Here is a 21,851-nt window from a genome sequence, read left to right on the forward strand (position 1 = left end):
CTGTCTGTAAACCGTGATTTTTTCATGTAAAATCTCCCGCTTCATGAGTATGGGAAATTCTACTTTCAAACGCTACCATTTTTTGGGGGGATTACACATCCATGCCCGCCAGAGTACGGTGCCAGCCATGAAAAAATGAACGCATGCAGGAAACACTTGCCATGCTCAAGGCCCTCAATTTTTCCGACAAGAGCCTTGAGGCGGGCAAGGGACGCTCTGCTCAAGAAGTTTTTGCAGGCCTGCGCGCAAAGGGCAAACCATGCCCCTTCCCGCAAGGCCGTGCAGAAAAGCTGGGTGGGGCAAGATGCAGGCAGCCTGTTTGGCGGGGGCGGCAGGCATCATTGGAGGCCATGCACAATATTTTTGAAGTTTGTATTGAAATTTGTTTTCATAGATGTCGCAAGCGCGCAGCAAAAAAGCGCGCGTTCAGACCTGCCCGGATACCGTGATTCAGACGCTGTGTATGCGACAGATCCGGCGGATCTGGGACACTGAGGGGTTACACACATGACACAAGCTTCTTCCAGGCCCGTGGTTGAGGGGATCGGCAGCATGCCGCCGCTGGTGGGTGACAAAGGCACAGCCCGCGATGAAAGCCGTTTTTTTGCACGCGAGGGAGTGCCTCCTCTGTCGCACGCCTTTGCACGAAAAATTGCCGTGCATCCCGGCCTTGGGGGCGGCAGGGTAGCGCCGGAAGAAATGGGTTCGTTCATGGACTCTCTTCTTGATCAGGAGCGCAAAGGCAGGTCCGTGGCCTACATTCATGTGCCGTTTTGCCGTACACACTGCCTTTTTTGCGGGTTTTACAAAAAGAAATACCACAAGGACGAAAGCCGCCTGTACACAAACGCCGTCATCGCCGAGATGGAGCTGTGGCGCGGGCGCAAAACCCTGGAAAGCGGGCCTGTGCACGCCCTCTACCTTGGCGGGGGCACCCCCACGGAACTGGAACCGGAAGATATACTGCGCCTGCTCAAGGCCGCACGCCGCATCCTGCCCCTGGCCAACGACTGCGAAATCACCGTGGAAGGCCGCCTGAGCAATTTCGACGCCCGCAAGATGGAAGCCTGCCTTGAAGGCGGCGCCAACCGTTTTTCGTTGGGCGTGCAGAGTTTTCATACCGACATCCGGCGCGCCATGGGCCGCCTCGGCACGCGAGAAGAAATGGTTCGCGGCTTGGAGCAGCTTCTGGCGTACGGCCATGCCGCCGTGATTGTAGATCTGATTTACGGTTTCCCCGGCCAGACCATAGAACGCTGGCGTGAGGATATTGCCGTGGCCCAGTCCCTGAAACTGGACGGAGCGGACTGCTACCAGTTGAACGTCTACAAGGACTCGCCGCTGGGTCAGGGCATAGAGCGGGGGAACATCACGCCCGCCGCCGACCTGCCCCAGCAGTCGGCCATGTTTGCCGCCGGCGTGGAGGCCATGACGCAGGCTTTTTACCGCCGTCTTTCCATCAGCCACTGGGCGCGCACCCCGCGCGAGCGCAACCTGTACAACTTGTACGCCAAGGGCGATGCGCACTGCCTGGCCTTCGGGCCGGGGGCCGGCGGCAACGTGCAGGGAGTTTTTTACATCAATAACGGCGACTACACTGCCTGGATGCAGGCTGTGCAGTCCGGCGTCAAGCCCTGGGTCATGGCCGTGCGTCCGCGGCCGCGGCACGCTCTTTTCAAGGCTCTGGCCGAAGGCATGGAGCAAGGCGGCCTGGATTTGGCTGATCTGGAAAAAAATTTTGGTGTTCCTGTGCAGGACTCCTGTCAGCCCTTGCTGCGGCAATGGCACGACGTGGGCTTGGTGAACTGGGAGGAAGGACGCCTTGTTCTGACTCTGGCCGGACAGTTCTGGCAGGTCAACCTGTCGCAACTGTTGCAGGAATATCTTGAAATGCAACTGGAGAATGCCGAACATGAAACTGCGTGATCTTGGAAAAACCGTTTTTGGTCTGGCGCTGTCCGCAGGGCTGCTCTGCGCCGCGGGGCAGGCTTGTGCCGCCGAATCCTCCGAACCTGCTTCCGGCGACACAGTGAACGCCGATGCGGTGCTTGTTTCCGCTTCCCGCGTGGAAAAAGAGCTGCTGGACGTGCCCATGTCCGTCAGCGTGATCACCAGGGAGCAGATCGAAAAATCGCCTGCCCGCACTGTGGGTGAACTTCTGCAGGACGTGCCCGGCGTTCAGTTAAACAGATCCGGCGGACAGGGAATCAACCGCATCTCCATCCGCGGCGAAGCCACGAACCGTACCCTGATTCTCATTGACGGGCAAAAAATTTCGGAACAAAAATCCATGGACGGCACACCGCTGCTTATCGACCCTGCCGTCATCGAACGCATTGAAGTCATCAAGGGGCCTGCTTCCGTGCTCTACGGCTCCGAGGCCATGGGCGGCGTGGTCAACGTCATCACCAAGAAGGGAGGGGAAAAACCCATCCAGGGGCAGGTTGGCATCGGCTTCAACGGTGCGACCGGCGGTTTTTCAGAAAGCCTTTCCTTATTTGGTGCCATGAACGGCTGGAAATACCGCGTATCCGGATCCAACACCTATCAGCACAATGTGCGCACGCCGGAAGGGCTGGCCGAACACTCCAAGTTCGAGCAGCGTTCCGGCCTGGCTTTTCTGAGCTATGACTTCAACGACCACTTCACCGTGGGAGGCAGCTACGAGCAGTTTTACAGCGAGGTTATGGCCGGAACGTGGGAGGAACCCGATTTTTTTTGTGGATATCAATCCCTGGGAGCGGCAGAAGGCCGCTGTCTTCATGGAAGGCAAAAACCTCGCCTCCTGGCTGCCCCGCCTGCGTTTTGACGCTTTCTGGCAGCAGACCCACAAGAACATGCACAACCATGTGGAGATGGCAGCCGGCCCCATGCAGATGACGACCGATCCCTATGCCGACAACTGGGCGCGCCAATTGGGCTTGAGTCTCCAGGTGGACTGGGCGCTGGGCGAAAACAACTACCTGATCACAGGCTATGAATTTCTCAGCGATACTCTGGATGCCAGCGGCTACAGCGAGACGCATATGGCACTCAGACCTGCCCCCCCTTGTGGCGATTGACCGACACGTACAGGACAAACGAGTTTCAGGGGTTGATGACCACCCATGCCCTCTTTGCCCAGATGGAAACCAAACTGCCGTGGGATTTTACCCTGACCTACGGCGTGCGCCAGACCTGGGTCAACAGCAGCATGAGCAAAGCCAACGGTTGGCGTCATTCCATCATGCGGAAAAATTTCGGGCCACCGCCCAACACAACGGAGACAAGCGGGCCTGACGATGTGGGCTCCGTGGGGTCGGAATGGGATTCCCACCCGGTGTTCAATGTTTCGCTCATGTGGCAGGGCATTGAAAATCTGAGCCTCAGGGCAGGCTGGTCACAGGGCTTCCGCGTGGCCTCGCTGGCGGACCGCCATGTGCTCACCAACATGGGGGGAGGCACCATCCTGCCCAATCCCTCGCTCACGCCGGAATATTCCAATACGTGGGAACTGGGCGCGCGCTACTCCGGCCACGGCCTGAACCTGGATGCCGTATTTTTCTACTCCCATGCCAACGACTATATTTCCTCCGAACGGATCAATTCCAACACATCACGCTACGTCAACGTGGGCAAGGCATATACCCACGGCATGGAAGGCAGCGCGAGCTACGACCTGCCCTACGGCTTCACACCCTATGTTTCAGCGGCCTATTTGCGGCGGCTGTACGACTACGGCGATTTTCAGACCTGGAATACGGGCACACCCACATGGACGGGACGCGCAGGCCTGCGTATGCGCCACGACATCAGCAAGGAGCTGGAAGTCACGGGCGATGTGTATGCCCGCTTCGCCTCCGCCTCCAAGTACGAAGGGCGTAGCGGCACGAGCACGCGCTACCATGCCTGGACCACGGCCAACGCCGCTCTGGGATTGAATTTCGGTGACGAGAAGCAGTATTCGGTCAGTGCCGAAGTTTTGAACATTTTCAACCAGAAATATATGATCGCCGGGGCCATTTACGAGCCCGGCGTCCACGCCAACCTGAAACTCTCCATGAGCTTCTGACAGCATGCCGGGTTTTTGACAAAGAAATTCATGTTCTTTGCCAAAAGCCCGGCTCACGGGAAAAGCATGCGCGACATCGTCTCTCAGCCGTACCGCCAACGCTACTGGAGCGCGCACGAACTGGTGGTCATCGGCGTGTTTGCGGCAGCGGCCAAAGTGTCCACCGTGCTGGTGGCTCTGGCAGGCGGCGGAATGAACCCCGTGACCCTGCTGCTCAAAAACCTGATCTTCACCACCATGCTTGTGGTCATGCTCTACAAGGTGCGCAAGCCGGGAACCCTGCTGCTTTTTGTGGGCGTGAACCTGCTGTTCAGCATGCTGATGCTGGGTGTCAGCGTGACCCTGCTCCCTTCCGCGCTGGCAGCGGCCCTGCTGGCAGAAGCCGCAGCGGCGGCAGTGGGCGGTATGCAGGGGAAATTTGGCCCGCTGACGGCGGTGGCCGTGTATGACCTGACCCTCCGCTGCCTGTCGCTGGGCATGAGCTGGCTGGTCTTGCGCGAATCCCCCGCACTGCTCATTTCCGCCGTGCCCGTGGTGATTTTGGGCTATCTGGGCGCGGTGGGCGGCCTTTTTACCGGCGCGAGCGCCGTCAGGGAGCTGCGTCATGCGGGCATCGTCCGTTTTTGACGGGCCTGTGCCCGCTGGCTGGATCTATGCGGCGGACGTGCGCGCCAAAATGCTGGTTTGCGCTCTGGCCTCGCTCATGTCCATCGCCGTGTCCAACCTTGAGGGGCAACTGGTACTTGTGGGGGCCTCCCTTCTGTACGCCCTGACTTTGCGCCGCGTTGGCGCGCTGCTCATTGCCTATGCCCTTGTTGCCCTGATGACGCTCATGGCCGTATTCTGCGTGTGGATCATGTCGTTTTTTCTGCCAAAGCTCATGGAAAGCCTGACTTTCTCCGGACTGATCGTGCCTTTTTTGCGCATCCTCACCATGGTGCATGTAGTCTTGCCGCTGGCGCTCTCCAGCCGCATTCAGGCCATGCTCAATGCCCTGCAGAGCCTGCGCCTGCCTTTCTGGATATATCTGCCCACGGCAGTGGTTTTTCGTTTTCTGCCCACCTTCTGGCACGATATTACGCAGATTTCCGAATCCCTGCGTCTGCGCGGATACCGCATCACCCCCTGGAGCCTGACCCGCCACCCCCTGCTGGGCATGCGCCTGCTGTTTACGCCGCTGCTTTTCCGCTCGTTGCGCTCGTCGGAAGATCTGGGCATTGCCGCGGAACTGAAAGGCCTTGGTTACGGCGGACAGATAACCCCCTACCGCTCTCCTGTCTGGAAACGGTCAGACACACTGCTGGTGGCAGCGGCAGTTTTGGCGGCAGCGGCAGCCCTGACCTGCCAGATTTTTCTGGGTGGCGGCAGCGCCATGCCGTAAACGCGCGCTCCCCGGATTTTTTTGCAAACGTACGGAAATACCATGATTCTTTTTGACAATGTCACCTATACCTACCCCTTTCAGGACCGTCCTGCGGTGGCGGATATCAATCTGCGCGTGCGGCCGGGGGAAATTGTGCTCTGCACCGGGGCCAGCGGCTGCGGCAAGTCGACCCTGATCCGCCTTGCCAACGGCCTGTGTCCCCACTACTTCCGGGGCAGCCTGAAGGGGGAGGTTCTGGTGGGGGGGCAGCCCACGCGCGAGCAGAGCCTGCCGGAGATCTCGCGCCAGGCAGGCACACTTTTTCAGGACCCGGAGCAGCAGTTTTTTGCTCTGGGCGTTGAGGAAGAACTTGTCTTTGCTCTCGAATGGCAGGGCATGAGCGTGGAGAGCATGCGTGCGGCCGTGCAGAAGGCGGTGCGCGAATTTGATCTTGCATCGGTGCTGCATTCCTCCATCCACAAGCTGTCCGAAGGGCAAAAACAGAAAACAGGCCTGGCGTCACTGTGCATGCAGCAGCCGCAGGCCCTCATTCTGGACGAGCCAACGGCCAATCTTGCCCCCGAATCCACGACAGCTCTGGCCCGAAAACTTCTGGAACTCAAGGCGCAGGGCATGGCCGTGCTGGTGGTGGATCACCGCCTGTACTGGCTGGAAGGCGTGGCAGACCGTATACTTGTCATGTCCGAAGGACGCGTGCGCGCCCAAGGGGACTTTGCCCTTCTGCACGATGAAGACCTGCGCGCGCACTATGGGCTGCGCTCCGTGCGCGTGGAAGACAGGCGCGCCACCCTGCCCGACTGCCGCCAAAGCAGCGACCCTCTGCTGGAAGTGGACGGCCTGACCTTTGCCTACGCCAACAAACCACCCCTGTATGAAAACGCTTCCTTTCATCTGCCGTGCGGCATCAGCGCGCTTGTCGGACACAATGGTTCGGGAAAGACCACACTGGCGCGGGTATTGGCCGGGCTCAACACCGCGCGGGGCAGCATCCGCATGAACGGGCAGCCCTGCACGGAAGCCCAGCGCCTGCAAGCCAGCGGCATTGTGCTGCAGAATGCCGATCACCAGTTGCACATGCGTACCGTGGGGCAGGAACTCGCCTCCTGTCTGCAACTGGCGGGCAGCCGCGATGCGGAACGGGCAGACAGCCTGCTGGAACTTTTTGCCCTGTCGGAGTTGAAGGAACGGCACCCCCAGTCCCTTTCCGGCGGAGAGAAGCAACGCCTTGTCATTGCCTGTGCGCTGGCCAAAAATCCCCGGCTGCTTATTCTTGACGAACCCACCAGCGGTCTTGACGGCGAAAACATGCGGCGGCTGGGCACGGCGCTGGAGGCAGAGGCCGCCGAAGGGCGCTGCATACTGCTTGTCACCCACGATCTGGAACTGCTGCACACTGCAGGGCGTCATGCCCTGCGCGTGCCCCTCACACCAACGCCGCATATGCCTGCCCTGCATAAGGAGAAACACTCATGAGTCTTGAAAATCGCGTCAAGGAAATTCTGGCGGGAAAAAAGATGGTGATGCTGTCAACCATTGCCGGAGAATGCGGCATCAGCGAACTGGAGGCAGCCCGTGCCCTGCCCCGCGACATGCGGGCTTTCTGCACGGGCGACAACTTTGCCGCCATATGGGCCGGGCTGACAGCGTGGCCCTCTGCCACCTTCATCATGAGCCACGGCGAGAGCGTCATCGAGATCAAGGGCAAAATCCCTACAGGCAAAGACGGAAACGGCTATTTCAACCTGGACGCGGGAGCGCCCCTGGGCGGGCACATACGCAGCAGCCGCATACAGGATATCTGCTTTCTTTCCTTGCCTTTCATGGGGCTGGAAAGCCACAGCGTACAGTTTTTTGACGCGGCGGGAGCGGTTCTTTTTGCCGTGTATGCAGGACGCGAAAACCGCGTGCTGATTCCCGAAGCGCGTGAAGGTTTTTTTGCCATGCGTGCGACCTTCTGCAAGGACTAGCCTGATGAAAATACTAGTTGTCTATTCCTCCCTTACCGGCAATACGGAAAAAGTCTGCCGGGCTGCGGCAGAAGCCCTGCCGGGCTGCCATATTTTTTCTGTCGACGCAGCGCCGCCTCCCCATGAGTACGACCTTGTGATCGTGGGTTACTGGGTGGACAAGGGCATGCCCGACAAAAAAGCCGCAAATTATCTGCGCACCGTTGCGCAAACTCCTGTGGCCCTTGTCGGCACTCTGGGCGCATGGCCGGATTCGGATCACGCCAGAGAATGCATGACCAAGGGAGAAGCCCTGCTTGAAGGACGCGGCAACCGTGTTCTGGGAACTTTTCTGTGTCAGGGCAAGGTGGATCCGCGCGTTGTGGAAATGATGCAGAAAATGGCGGGCAGCGCCCATCCCATGACAGAAGAGCGCAAGGCGCGCCTGGCCGAAGCCGCCAAACACCCCGACGAAACCGACTGCGAGAATGCCCGCGCTTTTGTGCGCGGCGTGCGGGCACAGCTTGCCGGGTAGAGCAGCCCGGACAGGAAGGTTTTTTATGACCATGACAGGCATTTATGCATCCATCGGGCCTGCGGGCTGTATTCTTGTGCTGATAGGGTGCGCGGGGCTGTATATTGCCCTGCATACGTTCTTTTACATGACTTTTGTCTGGAAGAACTTTCAGAAAGATTTTCTGGAAGTCAGCATGCAGGGCGCAACCTGCCTGCGCCTGCACAACAGCACCAATCCTCTCATTGTCATCATCCGTGAAATTGTAAACACCCACGCCAGCCATTCCGACGATATCCGGGCAGAGGTAGGCTACCTTTTTCACCGCAACTTCGAATCGGTAAGCAAAAATCTCTGCTGGTTGCGCCTGATTTCCGTGATTTCCCCCCTTTTGGGACTTCTGGGCACGGTGCTGGGCATGATGGGAGTTTTCCGGGTGATTTCCCAAAATGCCGCCCCCGATGCCGCCATGCTGGCCGCGGGCATCTGGGAGGCTCTGATCACCACCATCATGGGCCTTTCGGTGGCTGTGCCCATCCTCATGTTTTATTATTTCCTGCTCCTGAAATTCAAAAGCTTTCATATCGAGGCAATTGAGCACAGCTACCGGGCGCTGGAACTCTGCCAGGGGCCGGAGGCGCGCGCGGCATGGCAAAGAAGGAGGGAAACCCATGAATGACGATATGTTCGAAGATATAGGCATAGATCTGACGCCGCTCATTGACGTGGTCTTCATGCTTCTTGTTTTCTTTATCATGACCACCACCTTCAGCAGACCGGTACTGGACATCATCCTGCCCCAGTCCGAAACCGCAGAAAAATCCGTCGAGCGCCCGCGGGAACTGCATATAGGCATCAAGGCCGACGGCAGCCTTTTTTACAATGACAAGGCCGTCACCAAGGAAGAACTGCCCGCCATTCTGGACAGCATGCCCGGAGCACTGCTGAACCTGCATGTGGACGAAAAAGCGCCCTTTGAAGCCTTTGTGGGGCTGGTGGATATTGCCAAAGAGAAAAGGGGAGGACATTTTGTCATCAGCACGCAAACACACCGCACACGCTGACTGGTGCGATGTGGCTGCCCTGACCAGCAGCCGCCGCTACGCGCGCCTTTTTTCCCTCCTTCTGGTCAGCGCACTGATACTGCCTTTTTACAACATGCAGGCGCCCAAATTGCGTTTGCCCGCAGTGCAGCCCCTGGTGCTGGACATGCGTTTTCAGGCCCCGGCAGAAGAAATGCCGCTGCCCGCAGAAGAGCGCCGCATTCTTGCCGACGAGTCGCCCTTTGTGGTGCCCGAGGTGGAAGCAAAGAAGGAAGACCCGCCCCCCCGGGCCGTCATGCCGGAGCCTGCCCCGGGGCCGCCCCCCAAAAAAGAACGGGAAAAACCCCGCCCCGTGCGCCGCACGCCGCCTCCGAAAATGCCAACGGCACAGCAGGCGTCCCCTCCCCAGCCCGGCCTGACAAGGGACCCCCCTGCTGCCATGGTCAGGGCCGAGGTATCGACCACGTCACGCCAAACTGCCCTGCAGGCGCTGGTGCGGGAAATCGAACGACGCAAGCACTATCCGTCACAGGCGCGCCGTCAGGGCGCGCAGGGCACTGTTGTCCTGCTTGTCCGTATCGGTGCTGACGGCGTTGTTCAAGGGTGCAGCGTGGACAAAACCTGCGGCATCCCTGTGCTGGATACGGAAACCGCCCGCCTTGGCGAAAAACTTGCCGGTCTGCACACGGGTGTGAGCGGAGCGGCCTTTGCTGTACGGGTTCCGGTGCGCTACACTCTGCGCTGAAGGCCCAGCCCCGTACAGAGAGCGGCAGCGCACGGCCAGATTGTCATGAAGCACGTTTCCCCTGTTCCTGCCGGAGAGATTTTTCGCCTGACCATCCCCCAACTGGGCCTCATGCTCTGCCACCTTTTCATGTCCATGACCAGCATCTGGGTGGCAGGGCAACTGGACAGCCGCGTTCTTGCCTCTCTGGGTTTCATTGCACAGCTTTCCACCCTGCTCATGCTGCTCATCTCCCTTGTGGGCAGCGGCTGCATGGCTACTGTCAGCCAGTCGCTGGGAGCGGGTCTCAAGCTGCGGGCCACTCGCTACTCCGGCCTGATTGTGGGCCTGTCCTTTCTGGCGGGCTGCACGGCGTCAGCCTTGGGGCTGGCAGCTTTGCCTCTGGCCCTGCACACAGGGCTTGTGCCCGGAGACATCGCACCCATGGCGCGTGTTTTCGGCACAGCCCACGCTTTGCAGATTCCCTTTTTTTACTGCATGGTCATGCTCAATTCGGTATTTCGCGCACACAAGCTGGTCTGGCTGCCTTTCGGCACGCTGGCCCTGACTGCGGCAGCCAACTTCGCGGGCAGCGTGGGCCTGGGTTTGGGGCACTGGGGGCTGCCCCAATGGGGCTATACCGCTGTGGCCTGGAGCAGTTTTTTTTCCACATTGCTGGGGCTGGTATCCAACGTGGTGCTGGGACTGCGCACAGGCATTCTCTGCCGCGCCTCCTTCGCACCGTGGCGCTGGAACAGGGTCGCCGCGCCGCGTCTGTGGCGCATCGGCGCGCCCATGGCACTGGGAAATCTGGCCACACATGTGGGCAGCGTTGTGCTGCTGGCCTGTGTGGCCCGTGTGCCGCAGGATGCGGTGGCCGCCGTGGCGGGCATGACTCTGGGAGGGCGTATCACGGGTTTCCTGCTTTTCCCTTGAGCGCCTTGGGTATGACCGTAACCATTCTTTCGGGGCATCTGCTGGGCGCGCGCCAGCCCCATGCCGCTCGCGCTCTGGGAAAACGCTGTGCATTCCGGGCAGCCTGTGCCACAGCTCTGGCGGCTCTGGCAGTGGCTCTGCTGCGCGAACCCCTTGCCGCACTTTTTGATCCCAATGCGGAAACCGTACGGCAGGCCACGCTTTTTCTGCTTTTTGCCTGCGCCACCCTGCCCCTGCAAGCCGTCACCCAGATACTGCACGCAGTGCTTGCCGGAGCGGGGGCCACACGCTTTCTCTGCCGTATCGGCTGTATTTCCACCTGGCTTGTGGCTGTGCCCCTCGCCCTTCTGGGCCACTGGAACGCGTGGGGAGCAGGTGGCGTTTATGCGGCCATGGCCGCAGGCCATGTGTGCGGGACAGTGCTTACCCTGCGGGTTTTCTTTCTGAAGCGTGTCGGCCGACAAACAGGGCTGTTCGCCCCTGAAGATCTCCCTTGCGGCAGAACATCCTGAAAACCGGGCAGCAAACGCTTTTTGTCACTTCACCAGAGATTTGCCGTCCACCTCCACCGAATGCCCCGAACCGCCGTCAAACAGAACCGTAAAATCGCCCTGCGGACGTTGCAGAACCACTTCGCTGTTGGAATCAAGCCTGGCCTCCTGCAAAACAGTGCCGCTGCCATCGCGCACCACAATGCGAACACCCGTTGCCGATGAGCCATCGGAATACCCGCCCTGGCAGGTAAAGGTTCCGTCAGCATTGTCATGACAGTTGAGCAAAGCACTGTGCGCATGGACGGCAGAGTGCGCCCCAGACAAAAGTATCGCCGCGCCGAGTAGCAAGAATTTATTTTTCATAATATCCCAGAATGGTGTTGAAAATGATTTTTTATTTCGCATACAATGTCTTTCTGTCCCTGACAAGAGGAGGCGGTATGCACTTTCCCCCTGTTTCCGTAGAACACCTCGGCCACTCCTATGGCGGCCATCTTGTCTACAGCGATCTTTCTCTGACCTTTGAGGAAGGAAAAATCTATGGCCTGCTGGGTAAAAACGGGGTGGGCAAAACCACTCTCATCAGGATACTGATGGGCTTTCTCAAGCCCAAGTGTGGCATGTGCCGCATTTTCGGCGACCCTGCCCATGCCATCCGTCCCGCAACCCGCGCCCGTGTGGGGCTTTTGTTTGAACGCCACCTGGCCTATGACTTTTTCACCATTTCCCAGCTTGAACACTTCATGGCACGTTTTTATCCACGCTGGAAGCCCGAACGTTATTACGGTCTGGTGGAGGTGCTGGACCTGCCCCCAAACCACAAAATCGCGCACATGAGCGAAGGCCAGCGTTCACAGGCGGTTCTGGGGCTCATGCTGGCACAGGACCCGGAACTGCTCATCCTTGACGACTATTCCATGGGACTGGACGCCGGATACCGGCGGCTGTTTGTGGACTATCTGCGCGAAAATCTGCGCGACGGCAAGCATACGGTGGTGCTTACCTCCCATGTCATTCAGGACATGGACCGCTTTGTGGACGAGGTGGTTTTTTTGCGCCGTGGCGGCCAGAGCCACATGACATCACTCAAAAGCTTCATGGAAACTTTTCGCTGTTACCGCCTGCCTGCGCATCATGCTGCCGGGGCAGCCGATGCCTTGCAGGAAATTTCTCTGGGCAGACGGCCCTTGCCGGGATCACACCTGGTCAATATGGAGGCCCATCGGGATTTCTTCGAGTTTTTCACTTTCCATACCGCCGAAGATGTGCGGGAAGATCTGACCGGGTTGGGCCTTGATCTGCCGCACGGTGCGCTGGAAACATACCCCATGAATATGGAAGATGCCTTTGTGGGATATAGCGGGAGACGCTGAAATGCAACACATTTTTCGCGCAGTATTTTTCAAGGAGTACGTCAAGACCCGCGTGTGCATGGCTGGCCTGACAGCGGCAAGCCTGGTCTATATGGCCTGGATATGGCTGACCGTGCATCGCCTTTTTTTGCTGGATCACCCGGAAATCGTCTGGTATCGCGTCATGGATCTGGGGCAAATGCCTTACGCTGCCCTGACAGCCCTGCCCGTGGCCTGCGCTTGCATTTTCTGCTGCTTCCAGTTTCTTCCCGAAATGCAGGACGAGCGCCTGCGCATTTCCCTGCATCTACCTTGCGGCATGGCCCCCCTGCTTCTTGCCCACCTGTTTTTTGGCCTCGCCTTTCTGACGCTGCTTTTCCTGCTGGACGGATTCCTGCTTGTGCTGACTCTGGGGCGTCACTTCCCCAAAGAAGCCGTGCACACCGCCCTGCTCACGGCAGCCCCCTGGTTTCTGGCCGGTCTCTACGCCTATCTCTGCACAACGTACGCGATTCTTGAGCCCCATCGCCGTGCCAAACTCATGGGCGTGTTGCTGGGGATCGGACTTGCGGCCCCGCTTTTGGGAAAAACAGAACCAGGCAGTCTTGCCCCTGCCCTGCCGTGGCTCACACTGCCGTTGCCCTTTCTTCTGATGGGCCTGCTCCTGCCGACTCTGAACTTCCGCCACAGGAGGCTGCCGTAATGCGCGCTCTCGCCCGCTTCTGTATCTGCCTCCCGGCCATTGCCGTGCTGGCCTGGGCACTGCCCGCGTTGTATGATACAGCTCTGCTCAAACCGCTGGACAAGACCCACATTTTTTACAGCCCTGTCCTGAAGCAATGCATCTATACGGAACAGATCCGCGGTTACGATGCGCAGGCAGCCGAAAAATCCGAAGGGCATCACGCCGACATTGTCTACAAGGACGAAAAGGGCCGCTATTATGACCGGCTGGCCTTTGAGGCTGCCCTGCCCTTCATCTATTTTCGCAACATGGAAATGCGGGGCCTTCTGCCCCTGAACCTGGAAGGCAGGATTCTGGATCGCCCTGCCATCGAACGGGCGCGGCGCGTCCTCGAGCTTCCCTCACGCCATCTGGACGGCAAGCGCCCCCCGCAAAATACCCTGCCGCTTCTGGAAGCCAATCCCGGTCAGGCGGCACTGCTCTATCCCACAGACCGCTTCCGCCTGACGGCACAGGGTATGGATTTCATCCATGCCGACACCAATGCGCCCGAAACAAACCTTGCCCGCATCTTCACTTCCGCACTCGCGGAACAGGGTTTTCTCTTTCCGGCACGGCATGTTGGCGGTAATTTTACCACCTTCAAACCTTATGAAAGCGGCATTTTTCTGGTAGATGCGCAGGGGCGGCTCTTCCACCTTCTTCGCCGCGATGGGCGTCCCCAGATACGCAAACCACCCCTGCCCGAAGGACTTGTGCCGCGCCATGTGCTCGTTTCGGAAAGCAGGGAGCGCCTCTGGCTCGGTCTCCTGCTGGACAGCCAGGACCGTCTCTGGCTCATCCGGCAGGACGATCTTGCCCTCATAGGGCTGAACGTGCCTGATTACAGGCCTGACAGCATGGACTGCAAACTCATCTTCGACCCGCTGTATGTGACCGTGGTCACATCGGATGCCTCCCGCGTACGGGCAACGGTGTTTGACCTGCCTCCGGCTGATACGCCGCACGGGGAAATACACGAACCTTTCCACAGCTTCTCGCACAGCATGTCGCGCGCGGCAGAAAGCTGGCAAAGCAACCTGTCTGCCACTCTTTTTCCCTTTCGCCTGATCTTCGGCAGCGAAGACAGTGCCCTGCTTTTGCCCCACATCGCCTTCAGCCGGCACTGGTCACGCAATGCCCTGCCTTTCTGTCTTGTGCTGGCCGCACTGTACGCTTTCTCCTTGCACCGGAGCAGTTTTTCGCGCGCCCGCCTGCTGGCGGAGACAACCCTGGTGCTGGCAGCCGGAATCCATGCCCTGCTGGCCTTGGCATTGCTGCGTGAAAAAGAATAGTGACCGGAAGCCGACAGAAATGCACATCTCCGTCTCTCCCGGACACGGCATCCGTGCTTGCGGGCAGGCGCAGAAAAAATTTTTCTGCGCCTGCCCGCGAAGACTGTCGTAAGAAGGAACGCGTCTGTTCCCGGCTCCCCCCCCCCCGCGAAGATTGCCGGTATGGGCAAAAAAGTGTATGGGAAAGAGAAGGAGCTTTTTTCGATGCGCAAAAAAAATGTTTTTTCTACCCTCTTGGTATTTATGGTCATTGCGATTCTGGGTGCGGGAGGATACACGTTTTTCAAAGATATGGACGGCCCCACCGTGGACATTACTCCCAATACCGGAAGGGTTTCTCCGGCAAGCATCCTTGCCATCAGGATGCAAGACCCTTCGGGCATCCGCTCCGTTGTGGCCGGGGTACGAAAAAACAATGTTTTCACTCCTCTCGCCAGCAAGCACTTTGACACCTATCTTCCCGAAAACAATTTCGCTGTCCCCCTCAAGGACGCCAACCTGCGCGAAGGCGCGTTCGAGCTTGAAATCCGGGCGACAGACGCATCTCTGGCCGGTTTTGGCCAGGGCAATACCCGCACTGTCAGGCTGCCCATGCGCCTTGACGCCCAGCCTCCGCGCATTTCCGTGAAGACCCTGCCCCCCAACGTCCGGCGCGGCGGCGCTGCCGTTATCCGGTATACGATTGATGAAGAAGTCACGGACAGCGGCGTTCTTGTGGCCGGAGAGTTCATGCCCGGCTATCTTCAAAAAGACGGCAGCTACATCTGCTTTTTTCCTTTTCCGTACAATATGACCGCCCGCGACTACAAAAACAGCGTGGAAATCACTGCCACCGATCTGGCGGGAAACACCACCAAAAACCGGCTGACCGTGATGGCTTTTGAACGCACCTTCAAAACCGACAGCATAGAACTGTCGGACAGCTTCCTTACTAGCGCGGAAGGCAAACTCCGCCATCTTGTGCCCAGCACCATCACAACGCCGCTGGAAGCATACCTCTACATCAATGACCAACTGCGCACGGCCAACGTGAAAATTCTGCGAGACATCGGCCGCAATACAGCGGCAGCCATGCTCTGGAGCCAGGTATTCGTCCGTCTGCCCCGTTCGGCTCCCAGAGCCGGTTTCGGGGATCACCGCCTTTTCCACTATCAGGGAAAACTGGTGGGAGAATCCTTTCACCTGGGCTTTGATCTGGCTTCCGTGCGCAATGCCGAAGTGCCCTCCGGCAACAGCGGACGGGTGGTATATAGCGGAGATCTGGGCATTTATGGCAACCTCGTGATCATTGATCACGGCCTCGGGCTCATGTCGCTCTACTCCCACCTGAATGACGCCCTGGTAAAATCCGGCGATGTCGTCCAGAAGGGGCAGATCATCGGGCACACCGGCAGTACGGGGCTGGCGTTTGGCGACCATCTGCATTTCGGCATCCTTGTGGGCGGGATTGAGGTGACGCCTCTGGAATGGCTGGACCCCAAGTGGATACGCGACAATATCACCAGCCGTCTGGAGGCTTCCATGCCGCAATAACCTGCTGCGGCACAGCCCACAGCGCGGATTTCGCTCACATGCCTGTTTGTGCGGGCGCAGTATGCGCAGCCTGCACGTCACCTCCATGCCCTGCGGCAAAAATGATGGTGTCCCATGCCCTTGCCCACCCCTTTTTCGCTTGGACTGGACATTGGATCAACCACAGTCAAGCTGGCTCTGCTGGACGCAGACGGCCGGATTGCGGAAACACGCTACCGCCGCCACGGTACGGCCATCCGGGCAACCCTTGCGGCACTGCTTGAGGAACTCCTGTCGCTGTATCCGGACATTGAGGTGCATTGCGCCATCACCGGGTCCGGCGCTCTTGACCTGTGCAATACGCTTTCGGTGCCTTTTGTGCAGGAGCTTCTGTCCACAGCGCGCACCATATCCACATACGCCCCGGACACCGCCGTGGCGGTCGAACTTGGAGGAGAGGACGCCAAGCTTCTGTATCTCGGCACAGATACGGAACTGCGCATGAACGAATCCTGTGCCGGAGGCACGGGCGCCTTTATCGACCAGATGGCCCGACTTCTGGATACGGACGCCGCAGGGCTCAATCTGCTGGCCTCCCGGCATACACGATTGTATCCCATCGCCTCGCGGTGCGGCGTTTTTGCCAAAACAGACATTGTTCCTCTGCTCAACGGCGGCGTCCCGCGCGAAGATATTGCGGCTTCCATTTTTCAGGCTGTTGTGGAGCAGACCATTGGCGGGCTGGCATGCGGCCGCCCCATTGCCGGAAAGGTCGCCTTTCTGGGCGGGCCGCTGCATTTTCTCCCGGAACTGGAAAAACTTTTTGTTGCAAACCTGAACCTTGACGAGAGCAGCATCGCCCGGCTGCCGCATGCGCAGTGCGCGGCAGCCATTGGCGCAGCCCTCTGCCTGCGGGATACCTGCGCGCCCGGCTCCGCCCACGCTCTTGCCCAACTGGCAGCAATAGCGCGGAAGCTCTCGCACGTTCCTGCCGCGGCCAGAACCAGCACGTTGCCAAAGCTTTTTGCGCACCGCCAGGACTATGCGGACTTCTGCCGCCGCCATACGGCGGATGATCTGGCCTCCGGCGACCTTAGTCATGCCGAAGGGCCGCTCTATCTCGGCCTTGATCTTGGCTCAACCACAATAAAAGCTGTTCTTGTGGATGCCGAGGCAAAAATTCTGGCATCCTTCTATGCGCCCAACGGGGGCAATCCGCTGCAGACGCTTTTGCCGCCTCTGGCGGAGATGCTCGAACGCATCCCGGATTCGGCCCGGCTTGCCGCCTCCGCAGCAACAGGATACGGCGCGCACCTTGCCCAGTCGGCGCTGGAGGTAGACACCCTGCTCGTGGAAACGCTGGCCCATTTCAAGGCTGCCATGCTTCTTGTCCCGGAAGTGAGCTATGTGATCGACATCGGCGGACAGGACATGAAGTGCCTGAAGGTGGAAAACGGCGTCATCAGCGATGTCAGTCTGAACGAAGCCTGCTCCGCCGGTTGCGGAGCCTTTCTGGAAAGCTTTGCGCAGGGCCTCGGCCTGAAAATGGACGCATTCGTCGACCTGGCCCTTTTTGCGGAGCACCCTGCGGACCTTGGATCGCGCTGTACGGTTTTCATGAATTCCAAGGTCACCCAGGCGCAGAAAGAAGGCATGCAGATTGCCGATATTGCCGCCGGATTGTGCTATTCTGTGGTGCGCAACGCTCTGGACAAGGTTTTGCGCATCAAAAACATGGAAGAGCTTGGTCAGAATGTGGTTGTTCAGGGGGGAGCCTTTCTGAACGACGCCCTCCTCTGCGCCATGGAGCGCACCCTGGGGCACAGTGTGCGGCGGCCTGCCTCGTCAGGCCTTATGGGAGCCTACGGGGCTGCCCTGACGGCCCTGGAGGAAAATCCCCCCGCCATCGCCGCCCATTCCCCGCTCTCCGCAGCCCTCATCCGCAACCTTGCCATGCGCACGCGCAGTTTCCGCTGCCGCGACTGCGGCAATACCTGCCTTTTGACCGAAACCGTCTTTTCTCACGGCCGCCGCCATGTTTCCGGCAGCCGCTGCGACAGGTTCTGCGAAGCGCGGGAGCACGGCACTTCCCGCAACATCTTTGCCTGGAAAAACCAGCGGCTCTTCCGCTATACCCCTCTGCCTCCCGAAAAAGCGCCTCGCGGCCGACTGGGAATCCCCAGAGTCCTGAACATATATGCCCACTATCCCTTCTGGTTCACATTGTTCACGCGTCTGGGCTTTCGGGTTGAAGTTTCACCCCCCACCAACCGCTCCGTATTCGCCACAGGTCTGAACTCTGTTCCCTCGCAAAGTGTCTGCTACCCGGCAAAGCTGGCACACGGACATGTGCTTGCTCTGCTGGACAGCGGCATCAAAAAAATTTTTCTGCCGTGCATTCCCCGTGAAGACCGGGAATTCTCCGAAACGTGCGATGCATATTCCTGCCCTGTGGCCTGCGGCTACCCGCAGGTGGTGCGCGACAATCTTCCGGAACTTGCGGAAAAAAGGGCGGTCATGCATGTCCCCTTTGTCAATCTTGGGCACACTGCGTCCCTGGTGCGCAATCTGTGCCGCGAATTTGGCCTGCCCAAGGCCGAAGTCAGGGCGGCTGTCAAGGCCGCACGGCGTGAGCAGGCCGCATACCTCGTGGAACTGCATGCCGAGGCCGCACATATCTACGGCGATATGCAAAAAAACGGGGGAGTCCTTGTGCTCCTTGCCGGAAGACCCTACCACGCGGATCCCCAGATACACCACGGACTGCCGGATTTCATCGCATCACTGGGAGCCGCAGTTGTGAGCGAAGATGCTCTGCCGCCGCACTGGACAGGGCCCCGCATGCCCTTTGCCCTGCGGGTACGCAACCAGTGGGCATACCCGACCAGACTGTACCGGGCCGCCCACTGGGCGGGAAGCTCCGATCACGGCGCGGCAAGGGTAGAGTTTGTCCAGATTACCTCCTTTGGCTGCGGCATTGACGCCATCGCAACAGATCAGGTGCGGGAAATACTGCGCGGTCACGCCAAACTCTATACCCTGATCAAGATGGACGAAGGCAATGCCCTGGCATCGGCCAAAATCCGGATACGCTCGCTGCTGGCCGTACCTCCTTCCGCCAGTGCCGTCCCCCCGGCCACGCAAAACGCCGGACACAGCTCTCCTGTTTTCAGAAAAAAAGACGCGGAAACACACACCATCCTCATGCCCCAGATGGCTCCGGTGCATTTTCCCCTCATGGCAGAAGCTGTTGCCAGCAACGGCCACAACGTGCGCCTGCTGCCCACGGTCAACGAAGCCGCCATCAGCCTGGGGCAGGCGCATGTCAACAATGACGCCTGCTATCCCGCCATTGTCGCCATTGGGCAGTTGCTGCTGGCCTTGCAGCAAGGCGAGAGCGATCCCGAACGCACGGCACTGCTGCTGCCCCAGACGTGCGGGCCGTGCCGGGCCAGCAACTATCCGGCGTTACTGCACAAGGCCTTGCGGGAGTGCGGATATGCATCAATACCCGTTTTGACGCTCAGCACCGCAGGAGGCGACAGCCAGCCGGGATTGAAAATGGGGCGCGCGCTCCTCTGGCGTCTTCTGCTCGGCGCGCTGGCCGGTGATCTGCTCCAGCGCCTCTCCCTTTTCACCAAAACCTACGAGCAGGCCGCCGGAGCCAGCGAGGACAGGCTGCACCACTGGCTGCGCATCCTGTCGCCCATTGTGCGCGCCGGTGATGAAGCCGCCTTTAAGGAAAGCCTCTCTCCGCTTGTCCGGGATTTTGCAGCAATCCCGATCCGGCAGGAAGCCCGCCCGCGTGTGGCCGTTGTCGGGGAAATTCTGCTCACCTACCATCCTGACGCCAACAGGCATATTGAAGACCAGATACGCCGGGAGGGAGGGGAGCCCCTGCTGCCCGACCTGACCAATTTCTTTCTCTACTGTCTGAAAGATGCCGTGTACGACTGGCGGTATCTGGGGGGCAGCACCCTGGCTGCTCTGGGGAACGCACTGGTCATCCGCAAGGTGGAAAATCTGCGTCAGCACATGCGCCAGGCCCTGAAGACCTCGCCTCTGGCCCGGCAGGTCATGCCCATTGCGCATATTGACGATCTGGCGCATCTGGGGGCAAGGGTACTGTCACTGGGCAACCATGCCGGTGAGGGCTGGCTTTTGCCCGCAGAAACATTGGAATTTCTGGGGTGTGGAGTGCAGAACATTCTTTGCCTGCAACCCTTTGGCTGCCTTCCCAACCATGTGATCGGCCGGGGGGCCTTCAAAAACATACGCCGCCAGCAGCCACAGGCAAACCTCATGGCTCTGGATTATGACCCCGGCAGCAGCGAGGCCAACCTGCTGAACCGCATCAGGCTTTTCATGGCCATTGCCAGAGAAAAAGTGGGGGATGCCGGTGGGCAGCTTTTCGGCTGAGGTTCCTTGCAGGCGCGGCAGGCCAGCGGCAGTGCGAAGGCTGGCCGCCTATTCGCGCGGAGGAAGCTCCCTCTCTCCCTCTTCGAGACGCTGCAGGAATTTGTCGCGGCATTCATAACTGCAAAAACGGTATACTCTGTCGCCATCGCGTACCGATATGTTGCCCTCAACGGACACATAGGCACCGCACTCCGGATCTTTCACCATTTCGCCCGCTGATACTTTGCGCTCCAGATCTGCCGCGCTTTCCGCCTCATGCTCTTTGCGCTTTTTCAAAAAATCATTGGCGAAAAAACGATACAGGGCATATCCGGCCAAAATCAGCAAAAGCCACTTCCACATGATGCGCTCCTTCTGCATGCAGCAAAGCTGTTCAGCACGGGGCTGACCAATGGGCAATGTAGCACAGGGCTGTCGGGCGCGTCACTGAAAAATTCGCTCTCCCTCCCGGTGCCAGCGCAAAAGCGAAAGCCAGTGACGGGCTGACCGGCCGTCAATAACAATATCCGGCGCAAGGTCAAGCAGGGGTACCAGAACAAAGGCGCGCACCGTCAAACGCGGATGCGGCACAATACACTGCGGGGCACGGCTCTGCTCCTGCCCGAATAAAAGCAGGTCAGCATCAATGGTACGCGGGCCAAAACGCAGGGCGGGGTTCAGGCTGCGCCTGCGCCCCAAGGCTGCCTCCATGCCCAGCAAGGCACCCACAAGCAGGCAGGGCGTCCAGGATTCGTCAGGAAAAATCTGGACAACCTGGTTCAAGAACCACGGCTGGTCGGATTTTCCCTGGGGTTCTGTACGGTAAACAGGGGACGCCGCGCCAAAGCGCACACCGGGCAACGCTCCCAGCGCCTTGCGGGCACGGGCCAGCATTTTTTCGGCAAAGCGGCAGTTCGAACCAAGGCCTACATATGCCCGGAGGAGTGAATCTTCGGTCATGGCTTCCTTTTTTGATGGCGTTCCATATCCCGCGCCTCTCAATGCGTTCCGCTCAATTTCAGCACAACAACCCCACACACAATCAGGCATATTCCCACAATGCGCCCGACACTGAGCATGTCGTTGAAAAGCATTATGCCGACAGCAAACGTTCCCACCGCACCTATGCTTGTCCACACGGCATATGCCGTCCCCATGGGGATGCTTTTTTGTGCCATGAAAAGAAGCCAGCCGCTGAGCGCCATGGATGCTGCCGACAGTAGAAAAAAAGGAAGGCGATAGCCGGTTGTCGAGGCCAGTTTGAATCCCAAAGGCCAGCCAACTTCACACAGCCCGGCCAGCACAAGAATTATCCAGGCGTTCATGGTACAGTTACCCCTTAAGGGCATAAGGGACAGACCCTGCAAATCTATCTTTTTGGTGCGAAAAAATCCCCTCCCGCGGTTGTCGTGAGAGGGGGGGGTAAGAATCGTTGACAGCGGCCTACTTTCCCACATGAAGATATGCAGTATCATCGG

General features: G+C 59.1%; 23 protein-coding genes. 19 read left to right on the top strand and 4 right to left on the bottom strand.

The window, feature by feature from the left end; translation table 11 throughout:
* Positions 1–507: 507 nt before the first annotated feature.
* The 14 genes from hutW to EII23_RS12955 all read left to right on the top strand — a co-directional run bounded on the left by hutW (position 508) and on the right by EII23_RS12955 (position 11,110).
* Positions 508–1,926 carry a heme anaerobic degradation radical SAM methyltransferase ChuW/HutW gene (gene hutW / locus EII23_RS10285; protein WP_260424683.1) on the top strand — a complete coding sequence of 473 codons (1,419 nt, stop codon included), beginning with the start codon at positions 508–510 and terminating at the stop codon, positions 1,924–1,926.
* The gene (locus EII23_RS10290; protein WP_185702364.1) at positions 1,913–2,809 is read left to right on the top strand and encodes a TonB-dependent siderophore receptor; all 897 of its coding nucleotides are present in this window, start codon (positions 1,913–1,915) and stop codon (positions 2,807–2,809) included. Before hutW ends, EII23_RS10290 begins: the two co-directional genes overlap by 14 nt.
* A complete protein-coding gene (locus EII23_RS10295; RefSeq protein ID WP_124793286.1) occupies positions 2,763–3,062 on the top strand; it encodes a hypothetical protein in 300 nt (99 codons plus the stop codon). The genes EII23_RS10290 and EII23_RS10295 overlap by 47 nt, the downstream gene beginning before the upstream one ends.
* Before the next feature lie 35 nt (positions 3,063–3,097).
* Positions 3,098–4,051 carry a TonB-dependent receptor domain-containing protein gene (locus EII23_RS10300; RefSeq protein ID WP_124793287.1) on the top strand — a complete coding sequence of 318 codons (954 nt, stop codon included), beginning with the start codon at positions 3,098–3,100 and terminating at the stop codon, positions 4,049–4,051.
* Between the two features lie 66 nt (positions 4,052–4,117).
* A complete protein-coding gene (locus EII23_RS10305; protein ID WP_185702365.1) occupies positions 4,118–4,678 on the top strand; it encodes an MptD family putative ECF transporter S component in 561 nt (186 codons plus the stop codon).
* Positions 4,656–5,432, top strand: a complete 777-nt coding sequence (locus EII23_RS10310; protein WP_124793288.1) for an energy-coupling factor transporter transmembrane protein EcfT — start codon at positions 4,656–4,658, stop codon at positions 5,430–5,432. The genes EII23_RS10305 and EII23_RS10310 overlap by 23 nt, the downstream gene beginning before the upstream one ends.
* A 42-nt stretch (positions 5,433–5,474) precedes the next feature.
* The gene (locus EII23_RS10315; protein ID WP_124793289.1) at positions 5,475–6,908 is read left to right on the top strand and encodes an ABC transporter ATP-binding protein; all 1,434 of its coding nucleotides are present in this window, start codon (positions 5,475–5,477) and stop codon (positions 6,906–6,908) included.
* The gene (hutX, locus tag EII23_RS10320) at positions 6,905–7,402 is read left to right on the top strand and encodes a heme utilization cystosolic carrier protein HutX (protein WP_124793290.1); all 498 of its coding nucleotides are present in this window, start codon (positions 6,905–6,907) and stop codon (positions 7,400–7,402) included. Before EII23_RS10315 ends, hutX begins: the two co-directional genes overlap by 4 nt.
* Positions 7,403–7,406: 4 nt before the next feature.
* Positions 7,407–7,916 (top strand): flavodoxin family protein, encoded by a 510-nt coding sequence (locus EII23_RS10325; protein WP_124793291.1) that lies wholly within the window; start codon positions 7,407–7,409, stop codon positions 7,914–7,916.
* A 31-nt stretch (positions 7,917–7,947) separates the two neighbouring features.
* Positions 7,948–8,574, top strand: coding sequence for a MotA/TolQ/ExbB proton channel family protein (locus EII23_RS10330; protein WP_260424684.1), 627 nt, complete (start codon positions 7,948–7,950; stop codon positions 8,572–8,574).
* Positions 8,567–8,959 (top strand): biopolymer transporter ExbD, encoded by a 393-nt coding sequence (locus EII23_RS10335; RefSeq protein ID WP_124793293.1) that lies wholly within the window; start codon positions 8,567–8,569, stop codon positions 8,957–8,959. The genes EII23_RS10330 and EII23_RS10335 overlap by 8 nt, the downstream gene beginning before the upstream one ends.
* On the top strand, positions 8,925–9,683 hold the full coding sequence (locus EII23_RS10340) for a TonB family protein (RefSeq protein WP_185702366.1): 759 nt from the start codon (positions 8,925–8,927) through the stop codon (positions 9,681–9,683). The genes EII23_RS10335 and EII23_RS10340 overlap by 35 nt, the downstream gene beginning before the upstream one ends.
* A gap of 45 nt (positions 9,684–9,728) precedes the next feature.
* Positions 9,729–10,598, top strand: a complete 870-nt coding sequence (locus EII23_RS10345; RefSeq protein WP_124793295.1) for an MATE family efflux transporter — start codon at positions 9,729–9,731, stop codon at positions 10,596–10,598.
* Positions 10,599–10,609: 11 nt separating this feature from the next.
* Positions 10,610–11,110, top strand: a complete 501-nt coding sequence (locus EII23_RS12955) for an MATE family efflux transporter (RefSeq protein WP_185702367.1) — start codon at positions 10,610–10,612, stop codon at positions 11,108–11,110.
* A 24-nt stretch (positions 11,111–11,134) separates the two neighbouring features.
* Here EII23_RS12955 and EII23_RS10355 read toward each other — a convergent pair whose 3' ends face one another.
* On the bottom strand, positions 11,135–11,416 hold the full coding sequence (locus tag EII23_RS10355; protein ID WP_260424685.1) for a hypothetical protein: 282 nt from the start codon (positions 11,414–11,416) through the stop codon (positions 11,135–11,137).
* Positions 11,417–11,532: 116 nt separating this feature from the next.
* Here EII23_RS10355 and EII23_RS10360 point away from each other — a divergent pair, with 116 nt between their 5' ends.
* The 5 genes from EII23_RS10360 to EII23_RS10380 all read left to right on the top strand — a co-directional run bounded on the left by EII23_RS10360 (position 11,533) and on the right by EII23_RS10380 (position 20,394).
* The gene (locus tag EII23_RS10360; RefSeq protein ID WP_124793298.1) at positions 11,533–12,465 is read left to right on the top strand and encodes an ATP-binding cassette domain-containing protein; all 933 of its coding nucleotides are present in this window, start codon (positions 11,533–11,535) and stop codon (positions 12,463–12,465) included.
* A 1-nt stretch (position 12,466) separates the two neighbouring features.
* Positions 12,467–13,147, top strand: a complete 681-nt coding sequence (locus EII23_RS10365) for a hypothetical protein (RefSeq protein WP_124793299.1) — start codon at positions 12,467–12,469, stop codon at positions 13,145–13,147.
* Complete coding sequence (locus tag EII23_RS10370; RefSeq protein WP_124793300.1) at positions 13,147–14,463, top strand: DUF4857 domain-containing protein; 1,317 nt, start codon at positions 13,147–13,149, stop codon at positions 14,461–14,463. The genes EII23_RS10365 and EII23_RS10370 overlap by 1 nt, the downstream gene beginning before the upstream one ends.
* Positions 14,464–14,667: 204 nt before the next feature.
* Entirely contained in the window at positions 14,668–15,996 is a 1,329-nt protein-coding gene (locus EII23_RS10375) for a M23 family metallopeptidase (RefSeq protein ID WP_124793301.1), read from the top strand.
* Between the two features lie 114 nt (positions 15,997–16,110).
* A complete protein-coding gene (locus EII23_RS10380) occupies positions 16,111–20,394 on the top strand; it encodes an acyl-CoA dehydratase activase (protein WP_124793302.1) in 4,284 nt (1,427 codons plus the stop codon).
* Between the two features lie 48 nt (positions 20,395–20,442).
* Here EII23_RS10380 and EII23_RS10385 read toward each other — a convergent pair whose 3' ends face one another.
* The 3 genes from EII23_RS10385 to EII23_RS10395 all read right to left on the bottom strand — a co-directional run.
* A complete protein-coding gene (locus tag EII23_RS10385; RefSeq protein WP_124793303.1) occupies positions 20,443–20,736 on the bottom strand; it encodes a transcriptional regulator in 294 nt (97 codons plus the stop codon).
* 81 nt (positions 20,737–20,817) lie between these two features.
* Positions 20,818–21,333, bottom strand: coding sequence for a 2-amino-4-hydroxy-6-hydroxymethyldihydropteridine diphosphokinase (gene folK, locus EII23_RS10390; protein ID WP_124793304.1), 516 nt, complete (start codon positions 21,331–21,333; stop codon positions 20,818–20,820).
* A gap of 38 nt (positions 21,334–21,371) precedes the next feature.
* The coding region (locus EII23_RS10395) for a multidrug efflux SMR transporter (protein WP_311768156.1) at positions 21,372–21,851 on the bottom strand (480 nt) is incomplete at its 5' end.

The organism is Desulfovibrio sp. OH1186_COT-070 (assembly GCF_003860215.1).
Lineage (GTDB): Bacteria > Desulfobacterota > Desulfovibrionia > Desulfovibrionales > Desulfovibrionaceae > Desulfovibrio.